The 16,329-nt window shown below is 40.4% G+C and carries 3 protein-coding genes; 2 read left to right on the top strand and 1 reads right to left on the bottom strand.

Annotated features, from left to right (window positions below):
- Positions 1 to 289: 289 nt before the first annotated feature.
- Together IGI67_RS21120 and IGI67_RS21125 are read left to right on the top strand one after the other, a co-directional pair.
- Positions 290 to 12,553 (top strand): KxYKxGKxW signal peptide domain-containing protein, encoded by a 12,264-nt coding sequence (locus tag IGI67_RS21120; protein ID WP_429959158.1) that lies wholly within the window; start codon positions 290 to 292, stop codon positions 12,551 to 12,553.
- A gap of 290 nt (positions 12,554 to 12,843) precedes the next feature.
- Positions 12,844 to 14,532 carry a MucBP domain-containing protein gene (locus IGI67_RS21125; RefSeq protein WP_429959159.1) on the top strand — a complete coding sequence of 563 codons (1,689 nt, stop codon included), beginning with the start codon at positions 12,844 to 12,846 and terminating at the stop codon, positions 14,530 to 14,532.
- Positions 14,533 to 15,332: 800 nt separating this feature from the next.
- Here the strand turns inward: IGI67_RS21125 and IGI67_RS21130 are convergent.
- Positions 15,333 to 16,286: a hypothetical protein gene (locus IGI67_RS21130; RefSeq protein ID WP_429959160.1), complete on the bottom strand. Its 954-nt coding sequence runs from the start codon at positions 16,284 to 16,286 to the stop codon at positions 15,333 to 15,335.
- Between the last annotated feature and the right edge of the window lie 43 nt (positions 16,287 to 16,329).

A 16,329-nucleotide genomic window follows, 5' to 3' on the forward strand; every position in this document is an offset into this window, starting at 1 on the left:
AAAATGTCTCTCCACATTGAAGTTTTTTAAAAGTCTTCGTTCACAGAATTTATATGAAAGTACTAAAAAGTAAAGTGAATATATATGGATAGTTAGAGTTTCTGATGAGAGACTCTTTTTCTATTTGTAACGAAAAGAGTTTAGTTGTTTAGCAACCATAATATAAAAATAAAAATTGTTTCCCAATATTGGTACATTCTAATCTAGTTATAATTTGCTGTGAGATAATTCTTTCAGCACTTCAAAAAAATAATAAAAAATGAATAAGAAAGGAGAGTTGTACTGAATTATGAGTCGTAAAAATAATTTGTACAAGCTTTTAAGATCAAATAAAAAAGAACGGTACAAAATGTACAAGAGTGGCAAGCATTGGATGTTTGCTACAATTACAGCCTTTACAGGTGTTTTGGGCACAAGTACGTTAATCACACAAGATGCACATGCAACATCGACTAGTCCACAGGATGATGCGGGGATGGAAGCTGATACGGATCAAATTCTCGCCAATCAAGATACTACTCAAATACCAGCCTCTTCGACACAGAATAGTACATCTGTAGAATCAGAAAGTACAACAAATACAGTAATTACCGATTCAGAAAGCGTGGTGGATTCTACTAGTGAAACGGAGTCTGCTAATGTCACTGAATCAGAAAGTCAAACAGAGTCAGAAAGTACTACGGATTCAACTAGTATTTCTGAGTCAGAAAGTTTGTCTGAATCAATCAGTCTATCAGAGTCCATTAGTTTATCAGATTCAATGAGTCAGTCAACATCCGTTAGTGATTCTGCATCAACGAGTCTACTAGCAGCAACTGATGAAAAACAATCAACAAGTATATCTGAATCTATGAGTCATTCTGCGTCTTCAAGTTCATGGGTTTCGGATAGTCTATCAGAGTCCATGAATCATTCCGAAAAACGAAGTGCAGCAAATTCTTTAAGTGTAGAAAAGAGTAAGCAACCATCAACACAGGAACAAAGTAAGAATCAAACAGAACAGGCAAAAGATCTTTTTGACCAAATCGTTCCAAACGGGACTGAGGTAACGGTTGATTCAAATACCAAAGAACTTGTTTTTACAATGAAAACGGGGGTTGCTCCTAGCACTGCTCTGATTCATGCGGCACAAAAATATGCAGCAGCGAACGATTTGATTGCTTATTTCTCTGTTCGAGGTGCAAACGGCAAATCAACAAAAGTAAATGTTTCAGCCGATCCAGATATTAACCGTGAGGATTTTGAAGATGCGATCAACAACGGTCAAACGCCTAAAAATCCAACCTCTGTGACAGTATCAGCCTCAGATCAAGTAACCAACAAAGAAGCGTATAAACAAACAGCTATTGCAAATGGAACATATGCAGCGGTAAACGATTGGGCTTCTCTGAAATCAGCTTATACCAATGAAACACTTACTTACATTGAGGTTACAGCAGACTTTGCTGCAGATTCCAATGTAGCCATTCGTGATTTAGGTTGGCGTCAGAACGGAATAATCATTGATGGTGGTGGCCATACAGTTAATATGGAGCGTGCTGCATTCAACGTAGGAACTTCATCGACAACCAGAGGTTCTATATTTACCATTACAGATATTAATTTGATTCATTGGCAAAGTGGAACAAATTCTGGTGATAGTGGCACAGCAGCAGCCGATGCAGTGATTGATTCACGAAGTGCAACGGGTGGTTATGGATATTGGAATTTCAATATTAACAACGTTATCCTCAAGGGAAATGGTGGTACTACAGCTAGTGATTCCGGTCGTCGATTATTGGATGCCGAAGATAGTAAAGTGACACTTTCCGGAACAATTAAGGCCGATGTAAAACAAGAACTAATGCAAATTGGTCAAGTAGAAATCGTGAATGGTTCTCACGTTGAACTAAATCGCACAGTTGGAACAACTGGATATTCAATGTTCTATTTTATGGCAGTTCGAGGAAATAATGCTGCAGATACAGGTTACGCACATACATTTACTGCTGGCGATGGCGCAACGATCATAGGAAATGAATTAAGTACTTATAATTCTAATAACTATCCATTGGTTTATTATGGATATAATGGAATTTTAGTGGGAGACAACGTTAACTGGTCACAAGATGGTTTTCAAATGTTACTGGATTTAAATCGTTATTCTGGAAGCAATCAGTCCGGACGAACAGTAACTTTTGGTCAAAACTTGACTATGACAGCTACAAGAACAGTGGGTAGTAATTCACTGTATGCAACAAATAATTCTACTGTAACGTTTAATGCAGGTACTGTGTTAGATTTACAACAATGGAACAATAATACTGTTGTTCGTACAGATAGCGGATCGAAAATCATTTTTATTTCTCCAAAAGCTTTACATTTGGCTCGTCTTACAAGTTCTGGTGCGATAGCTAGTGGTGCGATATTTACTGGTTCAGGGTCATTTACTATGAATAATTCTCAAATCAGTACTTGGCAAGGGAGTGATTCTCAAACTGCAACCCCTAGCGGCAATAGAAATAATAAATTTGCTGAAATGACTATATCAGGAAGTACGACAACGATTAAGGATACTGCAGGAAATGTTACTACATCTAATATTGTAGATAGCAGTACTCGTGAGTTGGCTACTGTAGCAATTGATCCTGGTACAGTCAAAGTTAATTATGTCGATCAATATGGCAATGTAATTAAAACAATCGATGTTCCAATTGATAAAGATACCAACTACATTGGACAATATATTAATTTAGTGAATAAGGATTATGCACTAACTAATATGCCGCCAAATTATATGTGGGCAATTGCTAGTCAAGTTCCAGCATCAGCATTAACAGATAAACAAAGTGGTGGGGATGGAACAACAACAGCAGATGATGGAGATGCTTATGGACAAGCAAATGTAGCGATAGTTCCGATGGAAGGAACGGAGTATGTCTACAATATTTATGTATACGGTGTAGCAAATAATAACGTTCAGTATCAATACGTAGATGCTAAGACAGGCATGGTCATTTCAGCAGATTACCTAAGTTCCGGCCAAGAAACTGCAGGAAGTAACTTACCACCAGCTAATTATGGGAACGTTATTGATTGGCTAAACGATTATTATACAAAGACAAATGTTGCTGCTGGTTATCATTATGCTACGGGGTCTGAATTAAACGGTTTTATTCAACCGACAACCACAACGGTTGGCACAGATGCAAGTTTAGTGACTATCTATGTTACAGCGGATATTCAAACTGTCAATATTACTTTTGTAAATTCTGATGGGACTGCTTTAGTCGGTCAAGTTCCAAATGTTTCTATCAATGGTACGTCAGGAGCAGAAATCAGTTATGCGGATTTAGTTGTGGGATATTTAACTCAGGCAGGCTATTACGCAGACGCCAATGGTATATTCACCTTTGACTTTACTGCGAACGGAACTAGCACCACTGACTCTGATCCACAATCATTAACAATCACGTTATATCCAGATTATCAGTTAGCAGGGATTATCTCTAACAATCAGCCTACTACTGATCCAGCAACTGGAGATCCATATAACCAAATTCCAACAAGTGTTACTGAAGGTCAATATGGCGCTGCCGGTGTTTCTAATGGAACGATCGTTTTGGGCGTAACTGATGCAGATTTGGTTAGAAATGGTTATATCTATACTATAACCGGACCTGATGGGCAAGTTTATAATACTTTGGCGGAAGCATTGGCAAGTAATGGTATTTTTGATACAACGACAAATAATGGACTTTCTATCGATGGTTCTCCGCAAGCTTTTGTCGTTAACTATGATGTTGATCCTGTTTCTGAATCAACATCAATGTCAGAAAGCGAGTCGACTTCTATTTCAGAAAGTGAGAGTAATTCAAATTCAGATTCCAATTCAGATAGTGAATCGTCTTCAACCTCTCAATCAATCTCAGAAAGTGAATCCATTTCTCAATCGGAAGATTCTACATCGGAATCAATGTCAGAAAGTGAATCTATTTCTATTTCAGAAAGTGAAAGTATTTCTACTTCCGAATCTCTATCAGAGAGCGAGTCGGTTTCTTCTTCTGTATCAGAAAGTGAATCCATTTCTACATCAGATAGTGATAGTAACTCTAATTCTGAATCATTATCAAATAGCGAATCTGTCTCAGATTCAGAAAGTGACAGCGAATCTATTTCAGAATCCATTTCAGAAAGTGAATCACGATCAGAGTCAGAAAGTGAAAGTTTATCAAGATCTGAATCCATTTCGAACAGTGAATCCGTTTCTGAGTCCTTGAGTGAGAGTAATAGTACCTCTGAGAGTCAAAGTACCTCAGAAAGTATCTCAGAATCAGAATCATTATCTATTTCTGTTAGCGAATCATTATCGGAAAGTGATAGTGAGAGTAATAGTTCTTCAACCTCTGATTCATTAAGTGATAGTGAAAGTACAAGTATCTCAGATAGTAGTAGTACTTCTGAAAGTTTATCAAATTCTGAATCACTATCGATTTCAGTGAGCGAAAGTCTGTCAGAAAGCGAAAGTAAAAGTACCAGCGAGTCCATCTCTGATTCATTGAGTGATAGTGAAAGCGAAAGTGGTAGTTTATCAGAAAGTAATAGTACTTCGGATAGCGTATCCGATTCTGAATCACTATCAATTTCAGTAAGTGAAAGCTTATCAGAGAGTGACAGTAAAAGTGTTAGTGAATCCATTTCTGATTCATTGAGTAATAGTGAAAGCGAAAGTGGTAGTTTATCAGAAAGTAATAGTACTTCGGATAGCGTATCCGATTCTGAATCACTATCAATTTCAGTAAGTGAAAGCTTATCAGAGAGTGACAGTAAAAGTGTTAGTGAATCCATTTCTGATTCATTGAGTAATAGTGAAAGCGAAAGTGGTAGTTTATCAGAAAGTAATAGTACTTCGGATAGCGTATCCGATTCTGAATCACTATCAATTTCAGTAAGTGAAAGCTTATCAGAGAGTGACAGTAAAAGTACCAGTGAATCAATTAGTACATCAACAAGTGATTCAAACTCAACTAGCACAAGTATTAGTAGCAGTGAAAGCACAAGTGAAAGTACAAGCGACAGTACGTCAATCAGTGATTCCAGATCAGACAGCACAAGTGTGAGTGATAGCGAAAGCAACAGCTTGAGCACATCAATCAGCGACTCGAACTCAATCAGCACTAGCATTAGTAACAGTGAAAGTGGAAGTATCAGTGACTCGATCAGTACGTCGATTAGCGAATCAATTTCGACAAGTGTTAGTGAATCTGCAAGTGAGTCAAGCAGCTATAGTGGAAGCACTTCAGTAAGTACGAGCGAAAGTACAAGCACTAGTGAGTCGAATTCAACAAGCACAAGTATTAGTAGCAGTGAAAGTACAAGTGACAGCACGTCGATCAGCGATTCCAGATCAGACAGCACAAGTGTGAGTGATAGTGAAAGCAACAGCTTGAGCACATCAATCAGCGACTCGAACTCAATCAGTACAAGCATTAGCAACAGCGAAAGCACAAGTATCAGTGACTCGAACAGTACGTCAATTAGTGAATCGATTTCGACAAGTGTTAGTGAATCTGCAAGTGAGTCAAGCAGCTATAGTGGAAGCACGTCCGTAAGTACGAGCGAAAGCACAAGCGCTAGTGAGTCGAATTCAACAAGCACAAGTATTAGTAGCAGTGAAAGTACAAGTGACAGCACGTCGATCAGTGATTCCAGATCGGATAGCACAAGTGTGAGTGATAGTGAAAGTACGAGTCTAAGCACATCAACTAGCGATTCGAACTCAATCAGTACAAGCATTAGTAACAGCGAAAGTGCAAGTATCAGTGACTCGAACAGTGCGTCGATTAGCGAATCGATTTCGACAAGTGTTAGTGAATCTGCAAGTGAGTCAAGCAGCTATAGTGGAAGCACGTCCGTAAGTACGAGCGAAAGCACAAGCGCTAGTGAGTCGAATTCAACAAGCACAAGTATTAGTAGCAGTGAAAGTACAAGTGACAGCACGTCGATCAGCGATTCCAGATCAGACAGCACAAGTGTGAGTGATAGTGAAAGCAACAGCTTGAGCACATCAATCAGCGACTCGAACTCAATCAGTACAAGCATTAGTAACAGCGGAAGTGCAAGTATCAGTGACTCAATCAGTACGTCGATTAGCGAATCAATCTCGACAAGTGTTAGTGAATCTGCAAGTGAGTCAAGTAGCTATAGTGGAAGCACGTCCGTAAGTACGAGCGAAAGCACAAGCGCTAGTGAGTCGAATTCAACAAGCACAAGTATTAGTAGCAGTGAAAGTACAAGTGACAGCACGTCGATCAGCGATTCCAGATCAGACAGCACAAGTGTGAGTGATAGTGAAAGCACCAGCTTAAGCACATCAACTAGCGATTCGAACTCAATCAGTACAAGCATTAGTAGCAGTGAAAGTACAAGTATCAGTGATTCAATCAGTACGTCGATTAGCGAATCAATCTCGACAAGTGTCAGTGAATCCGCGAGTGAGTCAAGTAGTTACAGTGGCAGCACGTCTGTAAGTGCGAGCGAAAGCACAAGTGACAGCACATCGATCAGCGATTCCAGATCAGACAGCACAAGTGTGAGTGATAGTGAAAGCAACAGCACAAGCACATCAACTAGCGATTCGAACTCAATCAGCACCAGCATTAGTAACAGCGAAAGTGCAAGTATCAGTGATTCGATCAGTGCGTCGATTAGCGAATCGATTTCGACAAGTGTCAGTGAATCCGCGAGTGAGTCAAGTAGCTATAGTGGAAGCACGTCCGTAAGTGCGAGCGAAAGTACAAGCGATAGCACGTCAATCAGCGATTCCAGATCAGACAGTACAAGTGTGAGTGATAGCGACAGTACAAGTGACAGCACATCGATCAGCGATTCCAGATCAGACAGCACAAGTGTGAGTGATAGCGAAAGCAACAGCACAAGCACATCAACTAGCGATTCGAACTCAATCAGCACCAGCATTAGTAACAGCGAAAGTGCAAGTATCAGTGATTCGATCAGTGCGTCGATTAGCGAATCGATTTCGACAAGTGTCAGTGAATCCGCGAGTGAGTCAAGCAGCTACAGTGGCAGCACGTCCGTAAGTGCGAGCGAAAGTACAAGCGATAGCACGTCAATCAGTGATTCCAGATCAGACAGTACAAGTGTGAGTGATAGCGAAAGCAACAGCACAAGCACATCAACTAGCGATTCGAACTCAATCAGCACCAGCATTAGTAACAGCGAAAGTGCAAGTATCAGTGATTCGATCAGTGCGTCGATTAGCGAATCGATTTCGACAAGTGTCAGTGAATCCGCGAGTGAGTCAAGCAGCTACAGTGGCAGCACGTCCGTAAGTGCGAGCGAAAGTACAAGCGATAGCACGTCAATCAGTGATTCCAGATCAGACAGTACAAGTGTGAGTGATAGCGAAAGCAACAGCACAAGCACATCAACTAGCGATTCGAACTCAATCAGCACCAGCATTAGTAACAGCGAAAGTGCAAGTATCAGTGATTCAATCAGTACGTCGATTAGCGAATCAATCTCGACAAGTGTCAGTGAATCCGCGAGTGAGTCAAGCAGCTACAGTGGCAGCACGTCCGTAAGTACGAGCGAAAGCACAAGTGGAAGCACGTCAATCAGTGATTCCAGATCAGACAGCACAAGTGTGAGTGATAGTGAAAGTACGAGTCTAAGCACATCGATCAGCGATTCGAACTCAATCAGCACAAGCATTAGTAACAGCGAAAGTGCAAGTATCAGTGACTCAATCAGTACGTCGATTAGCGAATCGATTTCGACAAGTGTCAGTGAATCTGCAAGTGAGTCAAGCAGCTACAGTGGCAGCACGTCCGTAAGTACGAGCGAAAGCACAAGTGGAAGCACGTCGATCAGTGATTCCAGATCAGATAGTACAAGTGTGAGTGATAGCGAAAGCACAAGTGACAGCACGTCGATCAGTGATTCCAGATCAGACAGCACAAGTGTGAGTGATAGTGAAAGCACCAGCTTAAGCACATCAACTAGCGATTCGAACTCAATCAGTACAAGTATTAGTAGCAGTGAAAGTACAAGTATCAGTGATTCAATCAGTACGTCGATTAGCGAATCAATCTCGACAAGTATGAGTGAATCTGCGAGTGAGTCAAGCAGTTACAGTGGCAGCACGTCTGTAAGTGCGAGCGAAAGTACAAGTGGAAGCACGTCAATCAGTGATTCCAGATCAGACAGCACAAGTGTGAGTGATAGTGAAAGCAACAGCACAAGCACATCAACTAGCGATTCGAACTCAATCAGCACCAGCATTAGTAACAGCGAAAGTGCAAGTATCAGTGATTCGATCAGTGCGTCGATTAGCGAATCGATTTCGACAAGTGTCAGTGAATCCGCGAGTGAGTCAAGTAGCTATAGTGGAAGCACGTCCGTAAGTGCGAGCGAAAGTACAAGCGATAGCACGTCAATCAGCGATTCCAGATCAGACAGTACAAGTGTGAGTGATAGCGACAGTACAAGTGACAGCACATCGATCAGCGATTCCAGATCAGACAGCACAAGTGTGAGTGATAGCGAAAGCAACAGCACAAGCACATCAACTAGCGATTCGAACTCAATCAGCACCAGCATTAGTAACAGCGAAAGTGCAAGTATCAGTGATTCGATCAGTGCGTCGATTAGCGAATCGATTTCGACAAGTGTCAGTGAATCCGCGAGTGAGTCAAGCAGCTACAGTGGCAGCACCTCCGTAAGTGCGAGCGAAAGTACAAGCGATAGCACGTCAATCAGTGATTCCAGATCAGACAGTACAAGTGTGAGTGATAGCGAAAGCAACAGCACAAGCACATCAACTAGCGATTCGAACTCAATCAGCACCAGCATTAGTAACAGCGAAAGTGCAAGTATCAGTGATTCGATCAGTGCGTCGATTAGCGAATCGATTTCGACAAGTGTCAGTGAATCCGCGAGTGAGTCAAGCAGCTACAGTGGCAGCACGTCCGTAAGTGCGAGCGAAAGTACAAGCGATAGCACGTCAATCAGTGATTCCAGATCAGACAGTACAAGTGTGAGTGATAGCGACAGTACAAGTGACAGCACATCGATCAGCGATTCCAGATCAGACAGCACAAGTGTGAGTGATAGCGAAAGCAACAGCACAAGCACATCAACTAGCGATTCGAACTCAATCAGCACCAGCATTAGTAACAGCGAAAGTGCAAGTATCAGTGATTCAATCAGTATGTCAATTAGCGAATCGATTTCGACAAGTGTCAGTGAATCTGCAAGTGAGTCAAGCAGTTACAGTGGAAGCACGTCCGTAAGTGCGAGCGAAAGCACAAGTGACAGCACATCGATCAGCGATTCGAACTCAATCAGCACCAGCATTAGTAACAGCGAAAGTGCAAGTATCAGTGATTCAATCAGTACGTCAATTAGCGAATCAATCTCGACAAGTGTGAGTGAATCTGCGAGTGAGTCAAGCAGCTACAGTGGCAGCACGTCCGTAAGTGCGAGCGAAAGCAACAGCGCAAGCACATCAACTAGCGATTCGAACTCAATCAGTACAAGCATTAGTAACAGCGAAAGCACAAGTGGAAGCACGTCGATCAGTGATTCCAGATCGGATAGCACAAGTGTGAGTGATAGTGAAAGTACGAGTCTAAGCACATCAACTAGCGACTCGAACTCAATTAGCACCAGCATTAGTAACAGCGAAAGTGCAAGTATCAGTGATTCGATCAGTACGTCAATTAGTGAATCGATTTCGACAAGTGTCAGTGAATCTGCAAGTGAGTCAAGCAGCTACAGTGGAAGCACGTCCGTAAGTACGAGCGAAAGCACAAGTGGCAGCACGTCGATCAGTGATTCCAGATCAGACAGCACAAGTGTGAGTGATAGCGAAAGCACCAGCACAAGCACATCAACTAGCGACTCGAACTCAATCAGCACAAGCATTAGTAACAGTGAAAGTGCAAGTATCAGTGACTCAATCAGTACGTCGATTAGCGAATCAATCTCGACAAGTGTAAGTGAATCCGCGAGTGAGTCAAGCAGCTACAGTGGAAGCACGTCCGTAAGTGCGAGCGAAAGTACAAGTGACAGCACATCGATCAGCGATTCCAGATCAGACAGCACAAGTGTGAGTGATAGTGAAAGCACCAGCTTAAGCACATCAACTAGCGATTCGAACTCAATCAGTACAAGCATTAGTAACAGCGAAAGCACAAGTGGAAGCACGTCAATCAGTGATTCCAGATCAGACAGCACAAGTGTGAGTGATAGCGAAAGCACCAGCACAAGCACATCAACTAGCGACTCGAACTCAATTAGCACCAGCATTAGTAACAGCGAAAGTGCAAGTATCAGTGATTCGAACAGTACGTCAATTAGTGAATCGATTTCGACAAGTGTCAGTGAATCCGCGAGTGAGTCAAGCAGTTACAGTGGAAGCACGTCCATAAGTGCGAGCGAAAGTACAAGCGATAGCACGTCAATCAGTGATTCCAGATCAGACAGTACAAGTGTGAGTGATAGTGAAAGCACCAGCTTAAGCACATCAACTAGCGATTCGAACTCAATCAGTACAAGCATTAGTAACAGCGAAAGTGCAAGTATCAGTGATTCGATTAGCGAATCGATTTCGACAAGTGTCAGTGAATCTGCAAGCGACTCAAGCAGTTACAGTGGAAGCACGTCCGTAAGTGCGAGCGAAAGTACAAGTGGAAGCACGTCGATCAGTGATTCCAGATCAGACAGCACAAGTGTGAGTGATAGTGAAAGCACCAGCTTAAGCACATCAACTAGCGATTCGAACTCAATCAGTACAAGCATTAGTAACAGTGAAAGCACAAGTATTAGCGAATCAATCAGTACGTCAATCAGTGAATGGATTTCGATAAGCGAGAGCGAATCTGCAAGTGAGTCAAGCAGTTACAGTGGAAGCACGTCCGTAAGTGCGAGCGAAAGCACAAGTGACAGCACATCGATCAGCGATTCCAGATCAGACAGTACGAGTGTGAGTGATAGCGAAAGCACCAGCACAAGCACATCAACTAGCGATTCGAACTCAATTAGTACAAGCATTAGTAACAGTGAAAGCACAAGTGGAAGCACGTCAATTAGTGATTCCAGATCAGACAGCACAAGTGTGAGTGATAGCGAAAGTACGAGTCTAAGCACATCGATCAGCGATTCGAACTCAATCAGCACCAGCATTAGTAACAGTGAAAGTGCAAGTATCAGTGATTCGATCAGTACGTCAATTAGCGAATCGATTTCGACAAGTGTCAGTGAATCTGCAAGTGAATCAACCAGCTACAGCGGTAGCACTTCAGTAAGTGCGAGCGAAAGTACAAGTGACAGTACGTCAATCAGTGATTCAAATTCAATCAGTACAAGTCTAAGCAATAGCGAAAGTGCAAGCTTGTCAGCTAGCTATAGTGGGAGTACCTCAGCAAGTAACAGTGAAAGTACGAGTTTGAGTACGTCAACTAGTGCAAGCGACAGAAGCGAATCGCAAAGTTATAGTGGAAGCACATCGGTAAGTGCAAGTGAAAGCATCAGCGATAGCACATCGATCAGTGATTCCAGATCAGACAGTACAAGTGTAAGTAATAGTGAAAGTACAAGTCTAAGCACATCGATCAGCGACTCGAACTCAATTAGCACAAGCATTAGCAATAGCGAAAGTGCAAGCTTGTCAGCTAGCTATAGTGGAAGTACCTCAGCAAGTAACAGTGAAAGTACGAGTTTGAGTACGTCAACTAGTGCAAGCGACAGAAGCGAATCGCAAAGTTATAGTGGAAGCACATCGGTAAGCGCAAGCGAAAGCATCAGCGATAGCACATCGATCAGTGATTCCAGATCAGACAGTACAAGCATTAGTAACAGCGAAAGTACAAGCTTATCAGCTAGTTATAGTGGAAGTACCTCAGCAAGTACGAGCGAAAGCACAAGCTTAAGTACTTCAGTAAGTGATTCAAACTCAATCAGTACAAGCATAAGCTTGAGTGATAGTACAAGTGCCAGCACGTCAATTAGTGATTCCAGATCAGACAGTACAAGCTTGAGCAACAGTGAAAGTACAAGTCTAAGTACTTCTATAAGTTCGAGTGAAAAAGAAGAATCGCAAAGTTACAGTGGAAGTACGTCACTAAGTAACAGTGAAAGTACAAGCGATAGCACATCGATCAGTGATTCTAGGTCTGAAAGCACCAGCATCAGCAACAGTGCCAGTACAAGTGAATCGGCAAGTTACAGTGGAAGTACTTCAGCAAGTACAAGTATTAGCAACAGTACTTCAATTAGTACAACTACTCCAATTTCCAATAGCACATCTACAAGCAATAAAGGTCTGCCTTTAGGGACAACTACAAAAGCATCACCTGGCACTTCTAGGGTTGCTTCAACTGGAGGAACAGGAAGCACAACAATTTCAAGTGGAACCGGATCTTCTGGAAGCGAGCTTCCAAAAACCGGTGAATCTCTTGAATCAAGCTTACAACTTTCATTTGTAGGTTTAGCTAGTGTTCTTGCAGCTCTGGGCTTACTAAAGAAAAAAGATGAACAACAAAAAGATTAGTATTTAGACAAAGATGGGTATAGAGTTCAACATAAAAGAGTTGAACTCTAGGACCTGATGATTATTCGTTGTCTTTCATTTTTAGAACTTTAGTCAATAGGAACGCTGAAGGCGTATGAAAACATCTAAAGTGGAAGAATTCTTTCTACTTTAGATGTTTTTCATTTAAGAGATTGAAAAGGGCTTTTTGGATTCCGCTCAGCTTTTTTTCATCATACACATGATTGATCCTTGGTTCTTCTATATAAAATAAGCGTTTGAGTAACCTTTAGATTTAAGGAGTGAGAAAAATGAAGTTTAAAAAAGATAGTTTCTTATGGGTCATAGTTGTAATAATGATTTTTGGAATGTTTAATATTCCTGTTATCGCAAATACTACTGAAAGCGAACGAAACGAATCGACAGCAAGTACAAACAATAGCACAGATAGTACCATCAGTTCGACAAGTATCATTAAGACGGAAGAATCTGAGATTGGTTCTTCTCAAAAAGAACAAGAAGAGATAGAAGATACTACTTTGAATAGTGAAGAAGCACCGACAAAAGAAGATGACCAGAAAAAGAAAAAAGAATCAGATATGATGGCTGAAGTCTGGAATGAATATTTCTGGTGGGATACGATTAATAATAGAAGATTTTCTTACAATGATGATATTCCATTTTGGGGTGGGGGTAATTCTAAGATAAATACGACTCAAGGATATATTGAATTAGGCGAACCATACATGTTTGAGGTAGGTTGGAAATTTGTAAATATCACTTTTAGAGGAGAAGTTTATTCCCCTGGAGATAGAATTTATGATGATATTTTCAAAGGCCCTTTAGATTTTCAGGAAATGGAAAAACATCTTCGCTATAATTATGAGCCTCAACTATACAATGTGAAAATATCCTATCGAGGTTTACCTGATGAAATAAAGGAGACATTACCTAAAACTGATCCAAATCCGATTTTAAACGGAACGATGTATACGATACCTGATCCACCAAAAGTAGAAGGTTATATTGCTGAAGAATTTGCTTTAGTATGGACAGCACCATATTTTACTCCACGAATGATTGGTTCTGAAATATATATTTCCGGTGGAACATTTTCTGATGGTATTAGTTATGGGTATAGATCGGTAGAGGAAATGATAGCGCAGCCAGTTATTAGTCGTTATATAGATATTGAAGGGAATGCGATTGATGAAGAGAGTTCGATGATTGGCGAAATTGACGAAGAATATACAACGAGTGCAAAAACAATTCCTGGCTATACTTTAGTAAAAATTGAAGGCACTATCAATGGGAAATTTACTTCCAAGCAGCAAGAAGTGAACTATATTTATATAAAGGACGATTCGAGTAATTTTGTCGGATCTTATGTAGACTATGCTGAAAATACGGTTACTAGTATAACAGATATTGAACGACAGTTAAAAATAGTCAAGAATGTGAATTTAAGTTTGGTGAATTACAATGATAATAAATTGAATGTGAATGTCGTAGGAACTACACAACAATTTCATTTATTAGGAACAATCCAAACAGCTACAAAACGTGTTCAAACGAAGAATGGCCGGATTTATTACGTGCTGTGGTTAGACGGAAAACAATATATGCTACATTCAGATGCTTTTCAGGCTTTGCCAACTTCTTCTGACTTTGAACAAGAAAGTGATTTGGACAAATATGCAAGTGTCAGTTTGGATTTTTTAGGAAACTATCTAGATAAGATAAATAGTGTCAACCATAAAATTTCTTTGGTTAACAATTATAATGTCTATGATTTGCTAAAAACAGATGGAGATGCAGCTATCCCACCTTATACAGGAACCGTTTCTTCTATGAACCTGAAGGACAATGTGTTCACTGTGACTCAGGAATTCGTTTCCTCGTATGGGATCAAATACTATAAAATCATGGTTGAGGGATATAGCTATTTTGTTAATGCGGCCGCCTTTGTTGTTGAGTCGATCAAAGACTTTTTTTGGTAGATAAAGCTGCTTAAGTGTTAAATGAATACATTACTTAAAAAATGACACAAGAATATCGTTAGAAGAACAGGAACCGTTTCAAAAACTTGAAATTTTGTAACGGTTCCTGAGTTCATCTATGCATCTTTTCAGACAGAATTTTGCTATCAATCTTTCGTATACCCAAGATTGGGAGTGAACAAGCCCATCATCAATCGATTCAACCATAAATAAATATCACGGTGAAAAACTGTTGGACGTCCTTGTCGTTGTAAATGAATGAGGAAATACTTAGATTGAAGAGTATTCCTAAATTCTATGAAAAACTGCCATTTCCATTACTATCTGTATCCTCCCGAAATGGTAAAACAAATTAAAAATTATAGTAATACTTGTTTTTATTGTTTCACTACTCTCTTGTAATTATTCCGGGAGAAATTAATGGATGAATATGGTATTTTGATCGGAGGGTTCAAGTTGGATAGGACAGGGTTCAATTAAAAAACATCAATCAGATTATGTTAATACCTCAATGTTGATTTTTTTCAAGGTAAAACTACTAGAAGGAATGGGAAATTAGCGAGGTGCTCATTTGAAATAATAATTTCAATACATAGGACATCCATCTTTTAAATAAAGAATCTATCTCACAAATTATTATTGAGACAGATTCTTTAGCATTTTTTTGATTCAATCGGGTGATAATCACAGAAGTATTGCAAAAATAAAACTCCTCGAGAAATTAGACTTTTGAATGAATTTCTCAAGGAGCTCTATTTTCGAGATAGTTTCAATTTTAATAATTTTGCTTATGTTTTAGTTTATAAACTTTTTTTCTTCTCTAAATGATGTAAAAAGGCTCCGGCAGAGAATACTGTTGCTAGTCCTAGTAGTGATAGTTGACCACTCAATTGATTGGAGGTCCCGGTTTTAGGTAGCTCTTTTCCTGTGGCGCTTGCCGCTTTCGTATTTGAGTTGGTTGAGTTTGATCTTCCACTAGTGGCAGTTCTATTTGCACCTGAAGTTGCTGTGTTCGTTCCGCCAGTTTTATTTGTTGAAGAATCTTTCTTATTCGCTGCTGCTAATGATTTGTTTTCGCTAGTAGAGTTTGAAGTGCTCCCGCTAGCGCTGTCTGAAGTTGAGCTAGAGGTACTTTCACTCCAATATTCACTCAAAATTTCAGAGTTACGAGTGCTAGAACTTTCGCTATTTACAGCGGATGTTTTTTCTGAAGTACTGTCGCTAAATGAAGTCGAGGTGCTCTCTGATGTACTTTCGCTCCAATAATCACTTAAAATTTCCGAATTCACTGTACTTGTGCTTTCACTTACAGAAGTGGATGAACTCAGACTCGAACTAGCAGAGTCGGTAACAGAACCACTAGTGGATTCTGTTGTTGATGTACTTGTCGATTCAGTCGTGGAGCCACTTGTAGAATTTGTAGTTGAAGTGCTAGCTGATTCAGTCAAAGAAGCACTAGTAGACTCAGTTGTGGAACCACTTGTAGATGTACTGGAAGGTGCTACCATTGAGTTACTTGTCGATGCAACTGGAATGGTGGCAGTATTGTTATTTGCCAATACTTTTCCAGTATCAATTTCTACTCCTGTATTGGCTTGTGGAGTAGTTTCGGCAGCTTGAGCACTCGCTGATGTTGTGCCCACTCCAATGACACCTCCTACCGCTGTTAGAGTTGCATACATCCAATTTTTTCCATTTCTATTTGTTCGTTTTTGTTCTTTCTTTAGTTGTTTACGTATTTCTTTTCGTCCCATACTTTTCAATAATTCTCCCTTCGAAAATAATCTAAAAAATGAT

Source organism: Enterococcus sp. AZ196, from assembly GCF_050498845.1.
GTDB classification, from domain to species: Bacteria; Bacillota; Bacilli; order Lactobacillales; family Enterococcaceae; genus Enterococcus_A; species Enterococcus_A murrayae.

Bases quoted from the DNA above. Each gene is read 5' to 3' on its own strand.
- IGI67_RS21120 (WP_429959158.1), top strand. From the start codon at position 290: ATGAGTCGTAAAAATAATTTGTACAAGCTTTTAAGATCAAATAAAAAA.
- IGI67_RS21125 (WP_429959159.1), top strand. From the start codon at position 12,844: ATGAAGTTTAAAAAAGATAGTTTCTTATGGGTCATAGTTGTAATAATG.
- IGI67_RS21130 (WP_429959160.1), bottom strand. From the start codon at position 16,286: ATGGGACGAAAAGAAATACGTAAACAACTAAAGAAAGAACAAAAACGA.